At 60.1% G+C, this 17,765-nt stretch carries 16 protein-coding genes and 2 tRNA genes; 1 reads left to right on the plus strand and 17 read right to left on the minus strand.

The window, feature by feature from the left end:
• Positions 1-124: 124 nt before the first annotated feature.
• The 14 genes from rpsO to rlmE form a co-directional block, all read right to left on the minus strand.
• Positions 125-394 carry a 30S ribosomal protein S15 gene (gene rpsO, locus ACIOAU_RS20205; protein ID WP_101322152.1) on the minus strand — a complete coding sequence of 90 codons (270 nt, stop codon included), beginning with the start codon at positions 392-394 and terminating at the stop codon, positions 125-127.
• Positions 395-541: 147 nt separating this feature from the next.
• Positions 542-1,459: a tRNA pseudouridine(55) synthase TruB gene (gene truB / locus ACIOAU_RS20210; RefSeq protein WP_101322153.1), complete on the minus strand. Its 918-nt coding sequence runs from the start codon at positions 1,457-1,459 to the stop codon at positions 542-544.
• Positions 1,460-1,462: 3 nt separating this feature from the next.
• Entirely contained in the window at positions 1,463-1,864 is a 402-nt protein-coding gene (gene rbfA / locus ACIOAU_RS20215; RefSeq protein ID WP_101322154.1) for a 30S ribosome-binding factor RbfA, read from the minus strand.
• A gap of 117 nt (positions 1,865-1,981) precedes the next feature.
• Positions 1,982-4,507, minus strand: a complete 2,526-nt coding sequence (gene infB, locus ACIOAU_RS20220; protein WP_101322155.1) for a translation initiation factor IF-2 — start codon at positions 4,505-4,507, stop codon at positions 1,982-1,984.
• Positions 4,508-4,534: 27 nt separating this feature from the next.
• Positions 4,535-6,016, minus strand: coding sequence for a transcription termination factor NusA (gene nusA, locus ACIOAU_RS20225; RefSeq protein ID WP_101322156.1), 1,482 nt, complete (start codon positions 6,014-6,016; stop codon positions 4,535-4,537).
• A 59-nt stretch (positions 6,017-6,075) separates the two neighbouring features.
• Entirely contained in the window at positions 6,076-6,534 is a 459-nt protein-coding gene (gene rimP / locus ACIOAU_RS20230; RefSeq protein ID WP_150571338.1) for a ribosome maturation factor RimP, read from the minus strand.
• Between the two features lie 130 nt (positions 6,535-6,664).
• Positions 6,665-6,741 (minus strand) — tRNA-Met (locus tag ACIOAU_RS20235).
• A gap of 98 nt (positions 6,742-6,839) precedes the next feature.
• Positions 6,840-6,925, minus strand: a tRNA-Leu gene (locus tag ACIOAU_RS20240).
• A 21-nt stretch (positions 6,926-6,946) separates the two neighbouring features.
• Complete coding sequence (gene secG / locus ACIOAU_RS20245) at positions 6,947-7,339, minus strand: preprotein translocase subunit SecG (RefSeq protein WP_101322157.1); 393 nt, start codon at positions 7,337-7,339, stop codon at positions 6,947-6,949.
• A gap of 4 nt (positions 7,340-7,343) precedes the next feature.
• Positions 7,344-8,099, minus strand: a complete 756-nt coding sequence (gene tpiA, locus ACIOAU_RS20250) for a triose-phosphate isomerase (RefSeq protein WP_401184212.1) — start codon at positions 8,097-8,099, stop codon at positions 7,344-7,346.
• 66 nt (positions 8,100-8,165) lie between these two features.
• The gene (gene glmM, locus ACIOAU_RS20255) at positions 8,166-9,506 is read right to left on the minus strand and encodes a phosphoglucosamine mutase (protein WP_401184215.1); all 1,341 of its coding nucleotides are present in this window, start codon (positions 9,504-9,506) and stop codon (positions 8,166-8,168) included.
• Positions 9,507-9,522: 16 nt separating this feature from the next.
• Positions 9,523-10,374 carry a dihydropteroate synthase gene (gene folP, locus ACIOAU_RS20260; protein WP_150572260.1) on the minus strand — a complete coding sequence of 284 codons (852 nt, stop codon included), beginning with the start codon at positions 10,372-10,374 and terminating at the stop codon, positions 9,523-9,525.
• Positions 10,375-10,382: 8 nt separating this feature from the next.
• Entirely contained in the window at positions 10,383-12,293 is a 1,911-nt protein-coding gene (gene ftsH / locus ACIOAU_RS20265) for an ATP-dependent zinc metalloprotease FtsH (protein WP_150572261.1), read from the minus strand.
• A gap of 204 nt (positions 12,294-12,497) precedes the next feature.
• Entirely contained in the window at positions 12,498-13,124 is a 627-nt protein-coding gene (gene rlmE, locus ACIOAU_RS20270) for a 23S rRNA (uridine(2552)-2'-O)-methyltransferase RlmE (RefSeq protein ID WP_101322162.1), read from the minus strand.
• A gap of 102 nt (positions 13,125-13,226) precedes the next feature.
• On the opposite strand from rlmE, the gene yhbY reads away from it, so the two are divergent.
• The gene (gene yhbY / locus ACIOAU_RS20275; protein ID WP_101322163.1) at positions 13,227-13,535 is read left to right on the plus strand and encodes a ribosome assembly RNA-binding protein YhbY; all 309 of its coding nucleotides are present in this window, start codon (positions 13,227-13,229) and stop codon (positions 13,533-13,535) included.
• Positions 13,536-13,547: 12 nt separating this feature from the next.
• On the opposite strand, the gene ACIOAU_RS20280 is transcribed toward yhbY, so the two are convergent.
• Genes ACIOAU_RS20280 through carB form a run of 3 tightly spaced genes read right to left on the minus strand, consistent with a single transcriptional unit; the run spans position 13,548 to position 17,675 of the window.
• The gene (locus tag ACIOAU_RS20280) at positions 13,548-13,997 is read right to left on the minus strand and encodes an MFS transporter (RefSeq protein WP_101322164.1); all 450 of its coding nucleotides are present in this window, start codon (positions 13,995-13,997) and stop codon (positions 13,548-13,550) included.
• Positions 13,975-14,457 carry a transcription elongation factor GreA gene (gene greA, locus ACIOAU_RS20285; RefSeq protein WP_178080796.1) on the minus strand — a complete coding sequence of 161 codons (483 nt, stop codon included), beginning with the start codon at positions 14,455-14,457 and terminating at the stop codon, positions 13,975-13,977. Before greA ends, ACIOAU_RS20280 begins: the two co-directional genes overlap by 23 nt.
• Positions 14,454-17,675, minus strand: coding sequence for a carbamoyl-phosphate synthase large subunit (gene carB / locus ACIOAU_RS20290; protein WP_259078863.1), 3,222 nt, complete (start codon positions 17,673-17,675; stop codon positions 14,454-14,456). Before carB ends, greA begins: the two co-directional genes overlap by 4 nt.
• Positions 17,676-17,765: the final 90 nt, after the last annotated feature.

Raw genomic sequence — 17,765 nt, forward strand, 5'->3', positions numbered from 1 at the left:
GATAAACCGCTCGGCAAGACCAGGCTGCCAACCTCGAAGATACGCATGACGTGCCCGTCGGCAACGCTGAAGCAGCGCTGCCAAAGCTTGCGACCCGCCACGCCCACCACTAGCCAGGCCGCTATTAGCGACGCAGGCCCAGACGACCGATCAGGGTGCTGTAACGGGTGGTGTCTTTGCCCTTCAGGTAGTCCAGCAGCTTACGACGCTGGTTAACCATACGGATCAGGCCACGACGCGAGTGGTGGTCTTTACCGTTGATCTTGAAGTGACCTTGCAGTTTGTTGATGTTGGCAGTCAGCAGTGCAACCTGCACTTCTGGGCTACCGGTGTCGCCGACGGCTTGCTGGTAGTCGGTAACGATTTGTGCTTTTTCTTCAACGCTGAGGGCCATTTGGCATCTCCAGTTAAACGGATCCCGCAAGCGGGGTCCAATAGGCCAGGGACGAACCCTGTATTAATAAAAGAGCTGTGACCGTGCCTACTGACAGCCACCCTCGTGTCTTGCGCTGTCGGCTCATGCCGGCAACGCAAGTATCGGTCATTCCGACCGAATCAAGCGACGTGGCGCAACGCGCCCGTCTTCGCTCACTTCACCGATACCGATGAAGCGACCATTGTGATCCTGCACCCGGACCATGCCGAATTGCGGCGCATCCGGTGCACGTACTGCCTGGCCATGCAGCCAGTAGAACGAGCTGTGCTCTGACAACTGCACCACAGGCCAGTCGAGCAGACCGCTGTCGGACGGCATCAGGAAGCGATCGAGCGCTTCGTTGCCACCGTCGGCGTGGGCTTGCTCGAGCTCTTCGAGCGTCACTGTCTGTGCCAGCTCGAAGGGCCCAGCCTGGGTCCGACGCAGCTCGGCAACATAAGCGCCACAGCCCAACACTTCACCGATATCCTCCACCAGGGTGCGAATATAGGTGCCTTTGGTGCAATTTACCGTCAGACGCGCACGGGTGCCTTCGCACTCGAGCAGCTCCAAGCGGTTAATAGTAACAGAACGCGCCTCGCGCTCCACTACCTCTCCCGCACGGGCCAGTTTGTACAAGGGCTGGCCATCACGCTTGAGGGCCGAGTACATCGGCGGTATCTGGCTGATCGGGCCGCGAAATTGAGGCAGGGCTGCCTCGATGTCGGCGCGACCAACGGTCACCTCACGGGTCTGCAGGACCTCACCTTCGGCGTCTGCCGTAGTGGTGGTCTGCCCCATCTGCATGACGGTTTCGTAGCCCTTGTCGGAATCGAGCAGGTACTGCGAAAACTTGGTCGCTTCGCCAAAGCACAGCGGCAGCACGCCACTGGCCAGTGGGTCGAGGCTGCCGGTGTGACCGGCCTTCTCGGCATTGAGCAACCAGCGGACCTTTTGCAACGCTGCGTTGGAGGTAAACCCCAATGGTTTGTCGAGCAGGATGATGCCGCTGACGTCGCGGCGGATTCGTTTGACCTGGGCCACCGATTACTCCTTGGTGTCCGGCTCGACGGGATCCTGGTGCTGGCGGTCTTCTGCCACGGCACGCTCGATCAGTGCCGACAGGTGAACCCCGCGGCTGACGCTCTCATCGTAATGGAAGTGCAGTTGCGGCACGCTGCGCAGCTGCATCGAGCGGCCCAGGTGCAGACGCAGGAAGCTCGCAGCGTTGTTCAACGCCTTGACCGACTGCTTGACCGCATCAGGTTCCTCTTCCTGGCCCATGACGGTGATGAACACCTTGGCATGGCCAACGTCGCGGCTGACGTCGACGGCGGTGATGGTCACCAGGCCGACGCGTGGATCTTTCACTTCACGGCGGATCAGCTCGGCAAGCTCGCGCTGCATCTGATCGCCAATGCGTTGGGTACGGCTGTATTCTTTTGCCATTCGTTGCTACCTGTAACTTAAAGCGGCAAACGCCCGGCCAGGCGTGAAGCCTGACCGGGCGCTACCTGCAGAGGCGTTGCCAACCGCCCTGGGGCGGGGCATCTGCCAGCTCGACCCTTACAGGGTACGAGCCACCTGGACTTTCTCGAAGACTTCGATCTTGTCGCCGACCTTGACGTCGTTGTAGCTCTTGACGCCAATACCGCACTCCATGCCGGCACGAACTTCGGCAGCGTCGTCCTTGAAGCGACGCAGCGATTCCAGCTCGCCTTCGAAGATCACAACGTCTTCGCGCAGAACGCGGATCGGACGGTTGCGGTACACGGTACCTTCGATGACCATACAGCCAGCGACGGCGCCGAACTTCGGCGAACGGAACACATCACGTACTTCTGCAACGCCCAGGATGTTCTCGCGAACATCACTGCCGAGCATGCCGGTCAGGGCTTTCTTGACGTCTTCGATGATGTCGTAGATCACGTTGTAGTAACGCATATCCAGACCTTCCTGCTCGACGATCTTGCGCGCGCCGGCATCGGCCCGCACGTTGAAGCCGAACAGCACCGCGTTGGACGCCAGGGCCAGGTTGGCATCGCTCTCGGTGATACCACCGACACCGCCACCAATCACACGGACCTGCACCTCGTCGTTGCCCAGACCGCCGAGCGAACCCTGCAGTGCTTCCAGGGAGCCACGAACATCGGTCTTGAGGACGATGTTGAGGGTCTTCTTCTCTTCCTGACCCATGGTCTCGAAGATGTTTTCCAGCTTGCCGGCGTGAGCACGGGCCAGCTTGACCTCGCGGTATTTGCCTTGACGGAACAGGGCAACTTCGCGGGCTTTCTTCTCGTCGCCAACTACCGACAGCTCGTCACCGGCTTCCGGAGTGCCATCGAGGCCGAGGATCTCGACCGGGATCGATGGGCCGGCTTCTTTGACTGGCTTGCCGTTCTCGTCAAGCATGGCACGCACGCGGCCATAGTTGGAGCCGACCAGGACCATGTCGCCCTGACGCAGCGTACCGTCCTGAACCAGGATGGTAGCGACCGGGCCGCGGCCCTTGTCCAGACGCGATTCGACAACCACACCACGACCAGGCGCGGTTGGGGTAGCCGACAGCTCGAGGATCTCGGCCTGCAACAGAACGGCTTCAAGCAGTTCGTCGACGCCGGTACCCATCTTCGCCGAAACCTTGACGAATGGAGTGTCGCCACCCCAGTCCTCGGAGGTCACGCCTTCTACCGACAGTTCGTTACGAATGCGGTCGAGGTCAGCGCCTGGCTTGTCGATCTTGTTCACTGCAACAACCAGTGGCACGCCAGCGGCTTTCGCATGCTGAACAGCTTCACGGGTCTGCGGCATCACGCCGTCGTCCGCCGCCACCACCAGGATGACGATGTCGGTCGCCTTGGCACCACGGGCACGCATCTGAGTAAACGCGGCGTGACCAGGGGTGTCGAGGAAGGTGACCATGCCACGGTCGGTTTCGACGTGGTAGGCACCGATGTGCTGGGTGATACCACCGGCTTCGCCAGCAGCAACCTTGGCACGACGGATGTAGTCGAGCAGCGAGGTTTTACCGTGGTCGACGTGGCCCATTACGGTCACGACCGGAGCACGCGAGGTAACTTCACCTTCGAACTTCAGCGATTCGGCCAGGGAATCTTCCAGCGCGGTGTCGCTGACCAGCGTGACCTTGTGGCCCAGCTCTTCAGCTACCAGCTGTGCAGTTTCCTGGTCGAGGACCTGGTTGATGGTGACCGGAGTACCCATCTTGAACATGAACTTGACCACTTCAGCGCCTTTGACGGACATCTGGTTGGCCAGCTCGGAGACGGTGATGGTCTCGCCGATGCTCACGGCACGGATAACCGGGCCGGTAGGGCTCTGGAAGCCATGCTGATTGCGCTTCTTCAGTTTGCCCTTGCCACGGCCACCGCGACGGAAGCCATCGCTTTCTTCTTCGGTGGTACGCGGAGCAGCACGCGGAGTCGGGGTCTTTTCTTTCTCTTTGACCTTGACCTTGACCGACACGCGCGGCGCTTCGCCACGCCCGCGACGGTCTTCGTTGCGGGCACGGTCTTCGGTGCGGCGCACTTCTTCTTTCTTGCGCTCGGCGGCGCGAACCGCTGCTTCCTCGGTCAGAGGCTCTTGCGGCGCAGCTGCCGGTGCCGGTGCAGCGGCTGCAGGAGCAGCGGCGGCAACAGGCTCAGGCTTGCTCGCAACAGCACCCTGCGGGGCGTCACGCTCGGCGATACGCTGACGCGAATCGATGTTGGCTTTTTCGCGTGCGGCGTTTTCAGCCACGCGACGCTCTTCCAGCTCACGCGCCTGCTCAGCCTGGATTTCTTCCGGGCTGCGCTGAACGAAAACTTTCTTCTTGCGTACTTCTACGCTGATGCTCTTGCTACCGGCTACACGCAGGGTGCTAGTGGTTTTGCGCTGCAAGGTAATCTTGCGCGGCTCTTCCGCTTTAGCCTTGTGGCTGCTCTTCAGATGAGTCAGCAAAGCCTGCTTCTCATTGTCGGTCACTACCTGACCGGCGTCGGTGTGCGGCAAACCCGCCTCACGCATCTGCTGCAGCAGGCGCTCAACCGGTGCAGCGACCTCTTGGGCCAATTCTTTCACCGTGACTTGCGTCATGCACTTCTCTCCTCAGGCCGCGCCTAATTACTCGAACCAGTGGGCTCGGGCGGCCATGATCAACTTGCCGGCACGCTCTTGGTCGATGCCGTCGATGTCGAGCAGGTCGTCAATCGACTGCTCGGCCAGGTCTTCGCGGGTAACCACGCCGCGCACCGCCAGTTCAACCGCCAGGTCATTGTCCATACCCTCAAGAGAGAGCAGGTCTTCGGCCGGATGGGCGTCTGCCAGTTTTTCCTCGGTAGCGATGGCTTTGGTCAACAGGCGGTCCTTGGCACGAGCGCGAAGCTCGTTGACGATATCCTCGTCAAAGCCATCGATGTTGAGCATTTCTTCCAACGGTACGTAGGCAATTTCTTCCAGGCTGGTGAAGCCTTCGTCGACCAGCACCTGGGCCAGTTCTTCATCGACTTCCAGCTCGTCGACAAAGTTGCGCAGGATATCGCCAGTCTCGGCTTGCTGCTTGGCCTGGATGTCCTTCTCGGTCATCACGTTCAGGGTCCAGCCGGTAAGCTGGCTTGCCAGACGAACGTTCTGACCACCACGACCGATGGCCTGGGCCAGGTTGTCCTCGCCAACAGCGATGTCCATGGCGTGGGCATCTTCATCGACGATGATCGCCGCGACTTCAGCCGGCGACATAGCGTTGATGACGAACTGCGCTGGGTTCTCGTCCCAGAGGACGATATCCACACGCTCACCGCCCAACTCGCCGGACACCGCCTGCACACGCGAACCGCGCATGCCGATACAGGCACCTTGCGGGTCGATGCGCTTGTCCTTGGAGCGAACGGCGATCTTGGCGCGCGAACCCGGGTCACGGGAAGCGGCCATGACCTCGATGAGGCCTTCGGCAATTTCCGGCACTTCGATAGTGAACAGTTCGATCAGCATCTGTGGCGCAGTGCGCGACAGGATCAGCTGCGGACCGCGGTTCTCGGTGCGGATTTCCTTCAACAGTGCGCGCAAGCGCACACCGACACGGAAGGTCTCGCGTGGAATGATGTCTTCACGAGCCAGCAATGCTTCAGCATTGTTGCCCAGGTCGACGATAACGTTGTCGCGGGTGACCTTCTTGACGGTGCCAGAGATGATCTCGCCCACGCGTTCGCGGTAAGCGTCGACCACCTGGGCGCGCTCGGCCTCGCGGACTTTCTGCACGATGACCTGCTTGGCGGTCTGAGCGGCGATACGACCGAACTCGATCGAGTCGATCTTCTCCTCGATCACGTCACCAACCTTGGCTTCAGGGTGGGTCTCGTGGATCTTGTCCAGCCAGGTTTCGATCGCCGGATCATCAAGATCCTGCTCATCGACCACGGTCCAGCGACGGAAGGTCTCGTAGTTACCGGTGTGGCGGTTGATTTCCACACGCAGGTCGACTTCGTCTTCAAAACGTTTTTTGGTTGCAGTGGCCAGAGCCACTTCCAGCGCTTCGAAGATCACGCCCGGTGGGACGCCCTTCTCGTTGGATACCGATTCAACAACCAGCAGTACTTCTTTGCTCATCGTACGCCTCGCCTTGCGCAAGCCATTGGGTCCGGTCTAGTCACCGGGCCCGGCACGTCTCAGTCAAAACTGGGAATAATATTGGCCTTTTCGATCGAGTCGATCGGTAGCAGGAACTCTTGATCATCGACCTGGACGATCACATCCTGTTCCTCCACGCCGCGGAGAAGGCCCTGGAAGTTGCGACGCCCCTCGAAGGGTGAACGCAGCTTGATCTTCACTTGTTCGCCGGCATGCGAGGCATACTGTTCAAGCGTGAACAGTGGGCGTTCCATGCCAGGAGAGGACACCTCGAGGGTATATTCGGAAGTGATTGGGTCTTCGACATCGAGAACGCCGCTGACCTGACGACTGACAATTGCGCAGTCATCCACCAGCACGCCGCCTTCCTTGTCGATATAGACACGCAAGACCGAATGCTTGCCCTGGGCGATGAATTCCACCCCCCAGCATTGATAGCCCAGACCCTCGACAACCGGGGCCAACAAGGCCTGCAACTGTTCTAGCTTGCTCGACACCTGAACCCCCTCGTGCATGCTGTGCAAATAAAAAATGGGCGAAGCGCCCATCCCTGAAAGCGCCGTTGGACAACGACGCCAAAACTGTTCGGCTAGCAAAAAGCCCCTGAAAAGGGGCTCCGCTCAAAACTGGTTGCGGGGGCTGGATTTGAACCAACGACCTTCGGGTTATGAGCCCGACGAGCTACCAAGCTGCTCCACCCCGCGACAAAGCTGGGGCGAAAGTATAAGACTGAACCCCTGGCGGGGTCAATCAGACTTCCACCGACAAGAAAGCCCGCTAAAGCGGGCTCTCTTGCTTCAATTGGTACCGAGAAGGGGACTCGAACCCCTACACCCTATGGGCACAACCACCTCAAGGTTGCGTGTCTACCAATTCCACCACCTCGGCAATACTACAATTTGAAACCCGTTACTTCTGCTCTTCGGTTGGAGGAACTACATCACCCGCTGGGGCAGTGTTGCTCTTCTGTTCCTGGAGCACCGGTACATCATCATTAACTGCCGGCTTAGGCTGCTGAACTTCCAATACTGCTGGATTTGGCAAACCTGCTTGAGTCAGCTCGTGAGCCTTCTCCTTTGCGAAGTATCCTAACCCAAGTGCAGTTAAAAAGAAAGTGGCAGCGAGTACAGCAGTGAATTTACTTAGGAAGGTTGCCGAGCCCTGGCTTCCGAACACAGTGTTTGAGGCCCCTGCGCCGAAAGATGCTCCTGCTTCTGCACCCTTACCTTGTTGCAACAAGACCAACGCTACCAACGACAGCGCAGCCAACAGATGAAAAACAACTACGACGGTTTCAATCATTTGATCAGTGTCCTGCGGCGCGACAAATTGCACCGAATTCGTCTGCGTTCAGGGAAGCTCCACCAATGAGCCCCCCATCGATGTCCGGCATGCCGAACAGTTCGGCCGCATTGGCCGCTTTCACGCTACCGCCGTAGAGAAGTCGCATATTATCAGCAACTTCCGCGTCCAGCACCTGCAATTGAGCGCGGATGGCAGCGTGCACATCCTGAGCTTGTTGCGGCGTGGCCGTCAAACCTGTGCCAATCGCCCAAACAGGCTCATAAGCAATTACCGCATTGGCCAAAGCCTTAACACCGCACGCGTCGATGATACTGCTTAGTTGACGCCCAACAACTTCAAGCGTCTTGCCCGCTTCACGCTCCTCGAGGGTTTCCCCTACACAGAGCACTGGCGTTAAACCACCAGCCTGTGCCGCTGCAAACTTGCGATTGAGCACTTCATCTGCTTCGCCAATGATCTGACGACGCTCCGAGTGACCAATCAACACCAACTTGCAACCGACTTCAGCCCACTGACTCGGTGCAACTTCGCCGGTCAGCGCGCCTTGCTCAGGCTGTATAGCAGAATTCTGTGCACCTACGGTAATCCCTTTACCCTGCAGGCCGTTAATCACCTCAGTGACAAACAGCGCGGGTGGAAATACCGCAACTTCGACACCGGCTGGCAGGGACAAATTGCCCAGGCCTTCGGTCAGCTCAGCGACGCTAGCGCGGGTACCATGCATCTTCCAGTTACCAGCTACCATGGGGCGACGCATGCTTTACCTCGTCGGTCAAAGTGGGCGCAGATCTTACCCAACCAGATCTGCGCTGGCAAGAGCCTTTCAAGCACAAACTTCAGCAACCACCTTGGCCAAGGCTTCGGCATGGCCGCGGACCTGACTTTCGTCATCACCTTCGACCATTACCCGCACCAGCGGCTCGGTGCCGGACTTGCGCAGTAACACACGGCCACGACCGGCCATCGCCTCGGTCGCCTTGGCACTGGCTTCGATCACTGTCGGGTGCTCCAGCGGGTCGGCCTGGCCAGCAGCAAAGCGCACGTTGATCAACACCTGTGGGCACTTGCGCAGGGCCTGACGGGTTTGCGCCAGGTTCTCGCCCCGGCGCTTGAGCGCCATCAGTACCTGCAGCGCTGCGATGATCGCGTCGCCAGTGCTGGTGTGGTTGCAGCACACCACGTGACCGGAGTTTTCCCCGCCGATCAGCCAGTCGCGCTCGGTCAGCTCGGCCATCACGTAACGGTCACCGACCTTGGCCCGCACGAACGGGATGTCCAGGTCCTTGAGGGCCAGCTCCAGACCGAGGTTGCTCATCAGGGTACCGACCACCCCGCCCTGCAGCTTGTTACGCTCCTGCAGGTCTCTGGCAATGATGAACAGCAGCTCGTCGCCATCGACGATGGCCCCGGTGTGGTCGACCATCAGCACGCGGTCGCCGTCACCATCGAAGGCAATGCCAAGATCGGCATGACCGACCAGCACCGCCGCCTGCAGCGACTCGATGTGCGTCGAGCCGCAGTTGAGGTTGATGTTGAGCCCGTTCGGCTCGGCATGCAGCACGGTGACATCCGCCCCCAGCTCACGGAACACGCTTGGCGCGACTTTGTAGGTGGCACCGTGGGCGCAGTCGATGACCAGCTTGAGGCCTTCGAAACTGGTGCTGCTGGGCACGCTGCTCTTGCAGAATTCGATGTAGCGACCGGCAGCGTCGTTGATGCGCGAAACCTTGCCCAGCTTGCTCGACTCGACTACCTGCATCGGCTGATCGAGCAGCTCTTCGATCATCAGCTCAACTTCGTCAGGCAGCTTGGTGCCCTGGCCGGAGAAGAACTTGATGCCGTTGTCGTCGTGCGGATTGTGCGAAGCACTGATGACGATCCCCGCCTCGGCGTGGAAGGTGCGGGTCAGGTAGGCGATGGCCGGAGTCGGCATCGGTCCGAGCAGCATCACATCGGCGCCGGCCGCAGACAACCCGGCCTCCAGCGCAGACTCGAACATGTAACCGGAAATCCGCGTGTCCTTGCCCACCAGCACGCGGCAGGCGCCCTGCTTGCGGAAGGCCATGCCGGCCGCCCAGCCAAGCTTGAGCATGAAGTCAGGAGTAATCGGAGCGACGCCAACGCGACCGCGGATACCATCGGTACCAAAGTATTTTTTGCTCATAGGAACTCCAATGTTCTTATTCGGCGTTTTGCACGGCAGCGATCATGCGCACCACGTCGACGGTCTCAGCCACATCATGCACACGCAGGATGCTTGCACCCTTGGTCATGGCCAGCGCGGCCAGGGCCAGGCTGCCATACAAGCGCTCACCGACCGGGCGATTCAAGGCCAGGCCGATCATGCTCTTGCGCGAGACACCGACCAGTAACGGCCGCCCCAGGCGATAGAGCGCTTCCATGTGCTTGAACAGGCTGAGGTTGTGATCCAGCGTCTTGGCGAAACCGAAACCGGGGTCGAGCACGATGCGCTCGGCACTGATTCCAGCCGCGGCACAGGCGGCCATACGCTGCTCAAGGTAACGCGTCACGTCGACGGTCACGTCGTCGTAATGCGGGTTGTTCTGCATGTTGTCCGGGTCGCCGCGCATGTGCATCAGACACACCGGCAGGCCGGTCGCGGCGGCGGCATCGAGGGCCCCGTCACGCTCCAACGCGCGCACATCGTTGATCAGCCCGGCCCCAAGCCTGGCTGACTCACGCATCACTGCGGGCGTTGAGGTATCGACCGAGATCACCACATCGAGGCGGCTGCTGATTGCCTCGACCATGGGCGCAACGCGCTCGAGCTCTTCGGTAACCGATACCGCACGGGCACCCGGACGAGTCGACTCGCCACCGATGTCGATCAGGCTTGCGCCGGCGGCGACCATGGCTTCTGCATGACGCAGGGCCTCGTCGCGCTGGCTGAAGCGACCGCCATCGGAGAACGAATCAGGGGTGACATTGAGGATACCCATGACATGGGTATGCGACAAATCAAGAACCCGGTTGCCGCAAGGCAACCGGGTCGGGTACAGCTGTGAGGTCATGATAAACCTTAGATTTGAGCCGCTGGACCGCCGATCGGCGACTCCGGACGATCATCCTGGGAGGCCGACGTACCCGATGGACCGGTATCGTTGTTATCCCAATCACGAGGTTCACGCGGAGTACGGCCATTCATGATGTCGTCGATCTGATCGGCATCGATGGTTTCGTACTTCATCAAGGCCTCGGCCATGGCGTCGAGCTTGTCGCGATTATCGGTGAGGATCTGCTTGGCCGTGGCGTAGCAGTGGTCGATGATGCTGCGCACTTCAGAGTCGATCAGCTTGGCGGTTTCGCCGGAAACGCTGGTCTGCTGTGCACCGGCACTGCGACCGAGGAACACTTCGCCGTCTTCTTCGGCGTACATCAGCGGGCCGAGTTTTTCCGACAGGCCCCACTTGGTAACCATGTTACGAGCGATCTGGCTGGCACGCATGATGTCGTTGGAGGCACCGGTGGTGACGCCATCGAAGCCCAGGGTCATCTCCTCGGCGATACGGCCGCCGTACAGCGAGCAGATCTGGCTGATCAGGGCACGCTTGGACAGGCTGTAACGGTCTTCCTCAGGGAGGAACATGGTCACACCCAGGGCACGGCCACGCGGAATGATCGAGACCTTGTAGACCGGGTCATGCTCAGGCACGACGCGACCAACGATGGCGTGACCGGCTTCGTGGAAGGCCGTGTTGCGCTTCTCTTTCTCGGACATGACCATGGTTTTGCGCTCGGCGCCCATCATGATCTTGTCTTTGGCCAGCTCGAATTCTTTCATCTCGATGACGCGCTTGCTCGAACGTGCGGCAAACAGCGCGGCTTCGTTGACCAGGTTGGCCAGGTCGGCACCGGAGAAGCCTGGAGTCCCACGGGCGATCACACCGGCATTGACGTTGTCGCCAATCGGCGCTTTGCGCATGTGCACCTTGAGGATCTGCTCACGGCCACGGATGTCCGGCAGACCCACCACAACCTGACGGTCAAAACGACCAGGACGCAGCAGCGCCGGGTCAAGCACGTCAGGGCGGTTGGTTGCAGCAATGACGATGATGCCATCGTTGCCTTCAAAGCCGTCCATCTCGACCAGCAACTGGTTGAGGGTCTGCTCACGCTCGTCGTGACCACCACCCATGCCGGCGCCACGGTGGCGACCGACGGCATCGATTTCGTCGATGAAGATGATGCACGGCGCGTGCTTTTTAGCTTGTTCGAACATGTCGCGAACGCGGCTTGCACCGACACCCACGAACATTTCGACAAAGTCGGAACCGGAAATGGTGAAGAACGGCACCTTGGCTTCGCCGGCAATGGCCTTGGCCAGCAGGGTTTTACCGGTACCTGGTGGGCCTACCATCAGCACGCCACGCGGGATACGGCCGCCCAGGCGCTGGAACTTGCCCGGATCGCGCAGGAACTCGACCAGCTCGCCGACTTCTTCCTTGGCCTCGTCGCAACCGGCGACGTCAGCCAAGGTGGTTTTGACCTGATCTTCTGACAACAGCCGCGCCTTGCTCTTGCCAAAGCTCATCGGCCCGCCCTTGCCGCCGGCACCGCCCTGCATCTGGCGCATGAAGAACATGAACACCGCGATGATCACCAGGATCGGGAAGCTGGCAACCAGCAGTTGAGTCCAGATGCTTTGCTGCTCAGGCTGCTTGCCTTCAACAACCACGTTGTTGTTGACCAGGTCACCGATCAGGCCGTTGTCGGCGATGGCCGGACGCACGGTCTTGAAGGTGTCGCCGTCAGAGCGTTTGCCGGTAATGATGGCGCCGTCGACGGTGACGCGCTCGACCTTACCGTCCTTGACCTGCTGAATGAAGTCAGAATAGTTGAGGGTTTGCGGCTCGTTCGGGCTGGAGAAGTTGTTCATCACCGTCACAAGGACGGCAGCGATGATCAACCACAGGATCAGATTCTTTGCCATGTCGTTCAATTAGCTACCCTCTGAGGCCGGCGCAACGACGCAGCCGTGCCTCGCATGATATTCATCGCCCTAACTTACTACATTACCTGCGCAACCGCAGGCACCGTCTGTAACCCTTTGTGAAACCAGACTACACGAAGTTCGGACGATCCTGACGCAGCGGCTGATTGGATTTACCTATCGGCAGCTGCTCAAGCCGCTATCTCACGCCCCTTTGAAGCCTTTAGCCACCATGTATTGCTCACGGGAGCGATCTCGGGACGAGCTCGGCTTGCGCATCTGTACCTTGTCGAATTTGCGACGCACGTCTTTGAGGAACACATCAAAACCTTCACCCTGGAAGATCTTGATCACGAAATCTCCGCCTGGGCGCAACACCCGGGTGCTCAGATCAAGCGCCAATTCGCAGAGGAACATGGCTTTGGGCATGTCTACCTCAGGCGTACCACTCATGTTGGGGGCCATATCGGAAATCACAAGGTCCACATGCGAATCACCTACCGCGGCAAGAATGCTCTGCAGTACCGAATCCTCGGTAAAATCGCCGTGAATGAAGGTGACATCCGGGATCGAGTCCATCTCGAGAATGTCGGACGCGATCAGGCGGCCCTTGCCACCAATCAGACGACTGGTCACCTGCGACCAGCCACCTGGCGCCGCGCCGAGGTCGATCACGCTCATGCCAGGACGGATCAAACGGTCCTTTTCCTGGATCTCCAGCAGTTTGTAGCTCGCACGCGAGCGGTAGCCGTCCTTCTGCGCCTGTTTGACGAAAGGATCGTTGAAATGCTCTGTCAGCCAGTTCTGGCTGCTTTTGGAACGCTGTACCAAGGGGCACCTCGATGAATAGCTTCGTGATTGACTGGGCGCAGCCACGGGCGCTCGGGTAAAATGGCTTCCAATTTTACAGAATCAGACGAAAAGGGTCAGATTATGCCGCTCAACAACGAGCAGAAGAAGCAGTACAAGTCTATTGGTCACGACCTCAAGCCGGTCCTGATTGTCGCCGGCAACGGTCTTAATGAAGGCGTGATCGCTGAACTGGATCGTGCTCTGGCTGACCATGAGCTGATCAAAGTCGAAATTCGCTCGGAAGATCGCGAAGAACGCAAAGCCGCGATCGCCGGGCTGTGCAAGGCTGGCCGTGCTGAACTGGTGCAGACCATCGGCAAAAAAGCGCTGATCTACCGCAAGAACCCACAGCCAAACAAGCAACTCTCGAACATCCACCGCAACAAGTGACGGTGGCTCCGCTCAGCGGCGCGCCTGGCGCGCCCTGACCGGGACGGGCTGGGCTACCAGCACGATGCCGGAAAAGCCCAATACCAAAAAGCAGAACATCTGCCAGCGCTCACCTACGGATATACCGTAGCGTAGCGTGTAATAGCTGACGCAGGCAGCAAAGCCGAGCAACAACATCTGCCCGCGAAACTGCCGCCACCAGGCCGGCAGGCCATCGACCCTCGCCAGCACCGCCAGCTGCACCATCAAACCCAACCAGGCCACGCCGACCAACCAACGGTCGATCTGCGTTGCGACGTCCTGCACCAGCAACGGCGCAAGCCCGGTGACCTTGAGTGCGGGCACCAGCCCTACATGGAATACCCACAGGCCGCCGACCCAGAAAACCTGGGACAGCTGCCAGAGAATCCCCTCGAGGGAAGGCGCCCGCAGGCGCCGATCAGATGTGTTTGACTTCGACAATCTCGTACTCGACCGTGCCGCTAGGCGTCTTGATCACGACAGTATCGCCTTCTTCCTTGGCGATGATGGCGCGAGCGATAGGTGCACCGACCGAGAGCTTGCCGAGTTTCACGTTGGCTTCATCTTCACCAACGATCTGATACGTCACGCGTTCGTCGGTTTCGGTGTTGGCCAGCTCGACGGTGGTGCCGAAAATGACCTTGCCCGTATGCGGGATGGTCGTCACGTCGATCACCACGGCGTTTTGCAGACGGCCTTCGATGTCGCGGATACGCGCCTCGACCATGCCCTGCTCCTCACGGGCGGCATGGTACTCGGCGTTTTCCTTGAGGTCGCCCAGCTCGCGCGCTTCACCAATCGCTTGGCTCAGGCGCGGACGCTCGGTCTTGCTCAGAAACAGATGCTCTTCTTCCAGGGCGCGCGCGCCCTGGACGGTCATCGGGTATTTGGTAATGCTCATGCTTTGAGTCCTGCATGCAGATCCTGCAAGCGCCGCACGGTCTTTTCAGGGCCGAACTTCAGCGCTTCACAGATGGCTTCACCGGCCGCAATGGTAGTGGTGCAGTAAATCTTGTGCTGCAGCGCATTGCGACGAATCGAGTAGGAATCGGCGATCGACTGGCGGCCTTCGGTGGTGTTGATGATCAGCGACACTTCGTCGTTCTTGATCATGTCGACCACGTGCGGGCGACCTTCGGTCACTTTGTTCACGCGACGTACTTTCAGGCCAGCGGCTTCGATGAGCTTGGCGGTGCCAACGGTGGCAACCAGCTCAAAGCCGAGGTTGATCAGGTCGCGGGCAACGCCAGCCACTTGTGGCTTGTCGTCGTCACGTACGCTGATGAACGCAGTGCCGCCGGTTGGCAGTACTTCGCTGGCCCCCATCTGGGCCTTGGCGAAGGCTTCACCGAAGCTGTCGCCGACACCCATGACTTCACCGGTGGATTTCATCTCAGGGCCGAGGATCGGGTCAACCCCTGGGAACTTGGCGAACGGGAACACGGCTTCCTTGACGCTATGGAAGTTAGGAATGATTTCCTTGGTGAAGCCGATTTCCTTGAGGGTCTTGCCGGCCATGACGCGGGCGGCAATCATCGCCAGCGAGGTGCCGATGCACTTGGACACGAACGGTACGGTACGCGAGGCGCGCGGGTTGACTTCGATCACGTAGATCTTGTCGCCCTGCAGGGCCAGCTGCACGTTCATCAGGCCAACCACGCCCAGTTCCAGTGCCATCTTCTTGACCTGCTCGCGCACTTCGTCCTGCACATGAGCCGGCAGCGAGTACGGTGGCAGCGAGCACGCCGAGTCACCGGAGTGAACGCCGGCCTGTTCGATGTGCTGCATGATCGCGCCGATGACCACGTCGGTGCCGTCGCAGACCGCATCCACGTCCATCTCGATGGCGCAGTTGAGGAAGTGGTCGAGCAGCACCGGGCTGTCGTTGGAAACTTGCACAGCTTCACGCAGGTAGCGCTTGAGCTCGTCCAGTTCGTAGACGATTTCCATGGCGCGGCCGCCGAGCACGTACGAAGGACGCACCACCAGCGGGTAACCGATCACGCCGGCAGCGCGGATCGCTTCTTCTTCGCTGCGCACGGTAGCGTTAGGCGGCTGCAGCAGGTTCAGGCGCTGCACCATCTGCTGGAAGCGCTCACGGTCTTCGGCGCGGTCGATGGCGTCAGGGCTGGTACCGATGATCGGCACGCCGGCTTCTTCCAGAGCGCGAGCCAGTTTCAGCGGAGTCTGGCCACCGTAGTGGACGATCACGCCTTTTGGCTTCTCGACGCGGCACACTTCCAGCACGTCTTCCAGGGTCAGCGGCTCGAAGTACAGGCGGTCGGAGGTGTCGTAGTCGGTGGAGACGGTTTCCGGGTTGCAGTTGACCATGATGGTCTCGTACCCGTCTTCACGCAGCGCCAGGGCTGCGTGTACGCAGCAGTAGTCGAACTCGATGCCTTGGCCGATACGGTTCGGGCCGCCACCGAGGATCATGATCTTGTCGCGGGTCGACGGGTTGGCCTCGCACTCTTCCTCGTAGGTCGAGTACAGGTAGGCGGTGTCGGTGGCGAACTCGGCGGCGCAGGTGTCAACGCGCTTGTACACCGGGAACACTTCCAGCTTGTGGCGGTGGCGACGCAGGGTCTTGTCGGTAACACCCAGCAGTACAGCCAGGCGCTGGTCGGAGAAGCCCTTGCGCTTGAGGCGCAGCATCAGGTCTTTGTCGATGGCCGACAGGGCCAGGGTCTTGACCCTCTCTTCGTCCTTGATCAGGTCTTCCATCTGCACCAGGAACCAGTGGTCGATACCGGTCAGGGCGAAGATTTCGTCGCAGGTCATGCCCGAGCGCATGGCGTCGGCGACGTACCAGATACGCTCGGCGCCTGGCACGGTCAGCTCGCGCTTGAGGATGCTGGCGGCTTCAGGGCTGCTCAGGTCGACTTTCGGGTCGAGGCCGCACGCGCCGACTTCCAGGCCGCGCAGGGCTTTCTGCAGGGATTCCTGGAAGGTCCGGCCGATGGCCATGACTTCACCGACCGACTTCATCTGCGTGGTCAGGCGGGCGTCGGCTTTCGGGAATTTCTCGAAGGCAAAGCGCGGCAGCTTGGTCACGACGTAGTCGATCGACGGTTCGAACGACGCTGGGGTACGGCCGCCAGTGATGTCGTTGGTCAGCTCGTCGAGGGTGTAACCGACAGCCAGCTTGGCGGCGATCTTGGCGATCGGGAAGCCGGTGGCTTTCGAGGCCAGCGCCGAGGAGCGGGAAACCCGTGGATTCATCTCGATCACGACCATACGGCCGGTGTCCGGGCAGATACCGAACTGAACGTTGGAACCGCCGGTTTCGACACCAATTTCACGCAGCACCGCCAGCGAGGCGTTGCGCATGATCTGGTATTCCTTGTCGGTCAGGGTCTGTGCTGGCGCCACGGTGATCGAGTCACCGGTGTGCACGCCCATCGGATCGAAGTTTTCGATCGAGCAAACGATGATGCAGTTGTCCTTTTTGTCGCGGACAACTTCCATCTCGTACTCTTTCCAGCCGATCAGCGATTCGTCGATCAGCAGCTCTTTGGTCGGCGACAGGTCGAGGCCGCGAGCGCAGATTTCTTCGAACTCTTCACGGTTGTAGGCGATGCCGCCGCCAGTGCCGCCCATGGTGAACGACGGGCGAATGATGCACGGGAAGCCGAGCTTCTCGAGCACTGCGTTGGCTTCGTCCATGCTGTGGGCGATACCCGAACGCGGGCACTCAAGGCCGATGGCCTTCATGGCCTTGTCGAAACGCGAGCGGTCTTCAGCCTTGTCGATGGTGTCGGCGTTGGCACCGATCATCTCTACACCGAACTTTTCCAGAACGCCTTCGCGCTCCAGATCCAGGGCGCAGTTCAGAGCGGTCTGGCCGCCCATGGTTGGCAGCAGCGCGTCCGGACGCTCGGTCTCGATGATCTTGGCAACGGTCTGCCACTTGATCGGCTCGATGTAGGTGGCGTCGGCCATGGCCGGGTCGGTCATGATGGTGGCTGGGTTGGAGTTCACCAGAATGACGCGATAGCCTTCCTCGCGCAGCGCTTTACACGCCTGGGCGCCGGAGTAGTCGAATTCGCAGGCCTGGCCGATAACGATCGGGCCAGCGCCGAGAATCAGGATGCTTTTAATGTCTGTACGTTTTGGCATTGGGTGCTCACTCAAATCCGCGGGTCAGTCGGCAAGCCGGCTTGAACATGCTCAGGTCAGGCGCTGCCGGACGCAGCCAGGGCTGGTCCG

The sequence above is a fragment of the Pseudomonas sp. NPDC088322 genome (assembly GCF_044740745.1).
Classification (GTDB): domain Bacteria; phylum Pseudomonadota; class Gammaproteobacteria; order Pseudomonadales; family Pseudomonadaceae; genus Aquipseudomonas; species Aquipseudomonas shirazensis.

What these genes read in the sequence shown, in the direction of transcription:
- nusA (WP_101322156.1), bottom strand. Translation starts at nt 6,016, where the DNA reads ATGAGCAAAGAAGTACTGCTGGTTGTTGAATCGGTATCCAACGAGAAG.
- carB (WP_259078863.1), bottom strand. Translation starts at nt 17,675, where the DNA reads ATGCCAAAACGTACAGACATTAAAAGCATCCTGATTCTCGGCGCTGGC.
- rbfA (WP_101322154.1), bottom strand. Translation starts at nt 1,864, where the DNA reads ATGGCAAAAGAATACAGCCGTACCCAACGCATTGGCGATCAGATGCAG.
- folP (WP_150572260.1), bottom strand. Translation starts at nt 10,374, where the DNA reads ATGACCTCACAGCTGTACCCGACCCGGTTGCCTTGCGGCAACCGGGTT.
- secG (WP_101322157.1), bottom strand. Translation starts at nt 7,339, where the DNA reads ATGATTGAAACCGTCGTAGTTGTTTTTCATCTGTTGGCTGCGCTGTCG.
- yhbY (WP_101322163.1), top strand. Translation starts at nt 13,227, where the DNA reads ATGCCGCTCAACAACGAGCAGAAGAAGCAGTACAAGTCTATTGGTCAC.
- glmM (WP_401184215.1), bottom strand. Translation starts at nt 9,506, where the DNA reads ATGAGCAAAAAATACTTTGGTACCGATGGTATCCGCGGTCGCGTTGGC.
- tpiA (WP_401184212.1), bottom strand. Translation starts at nt 8,099, where the DNA reads ATGCGTCGCCCCATGGTAGCTGGTAACTGGAAGATGCATGGTACCCGC.
- ftsH (WP_150572261.1), bottom strand. Translation starts at nt 12,293, where the DNA reads ATGGCAAAGAATCTGATCCTGTGGTTGATCATCGCTGCCGTCCTTGTG.
- infB (WP_101322155.1), bottom strand. Translation starts at nt 4,507, where the DNA reads ATGACGCAAGTCACGGTGAAAGAATTGGCCCAAGAGGTCGCTGCACCG.
- rpsO (WP_101322152.1), bottom strand. Translation starts at nt 394, where the DNA reads ATGGCCCTCAGCGTTGAAGAAAAAGCACAAATCGTTACCGACTACCAG.
- greA (WP_178080796.1), bottom strand. Translation starts at nt 14,457, where the DNA reads ATGAGCATTACCAAATACCCGATGACCGTCCAGGGCGCGCGCGCCCTG.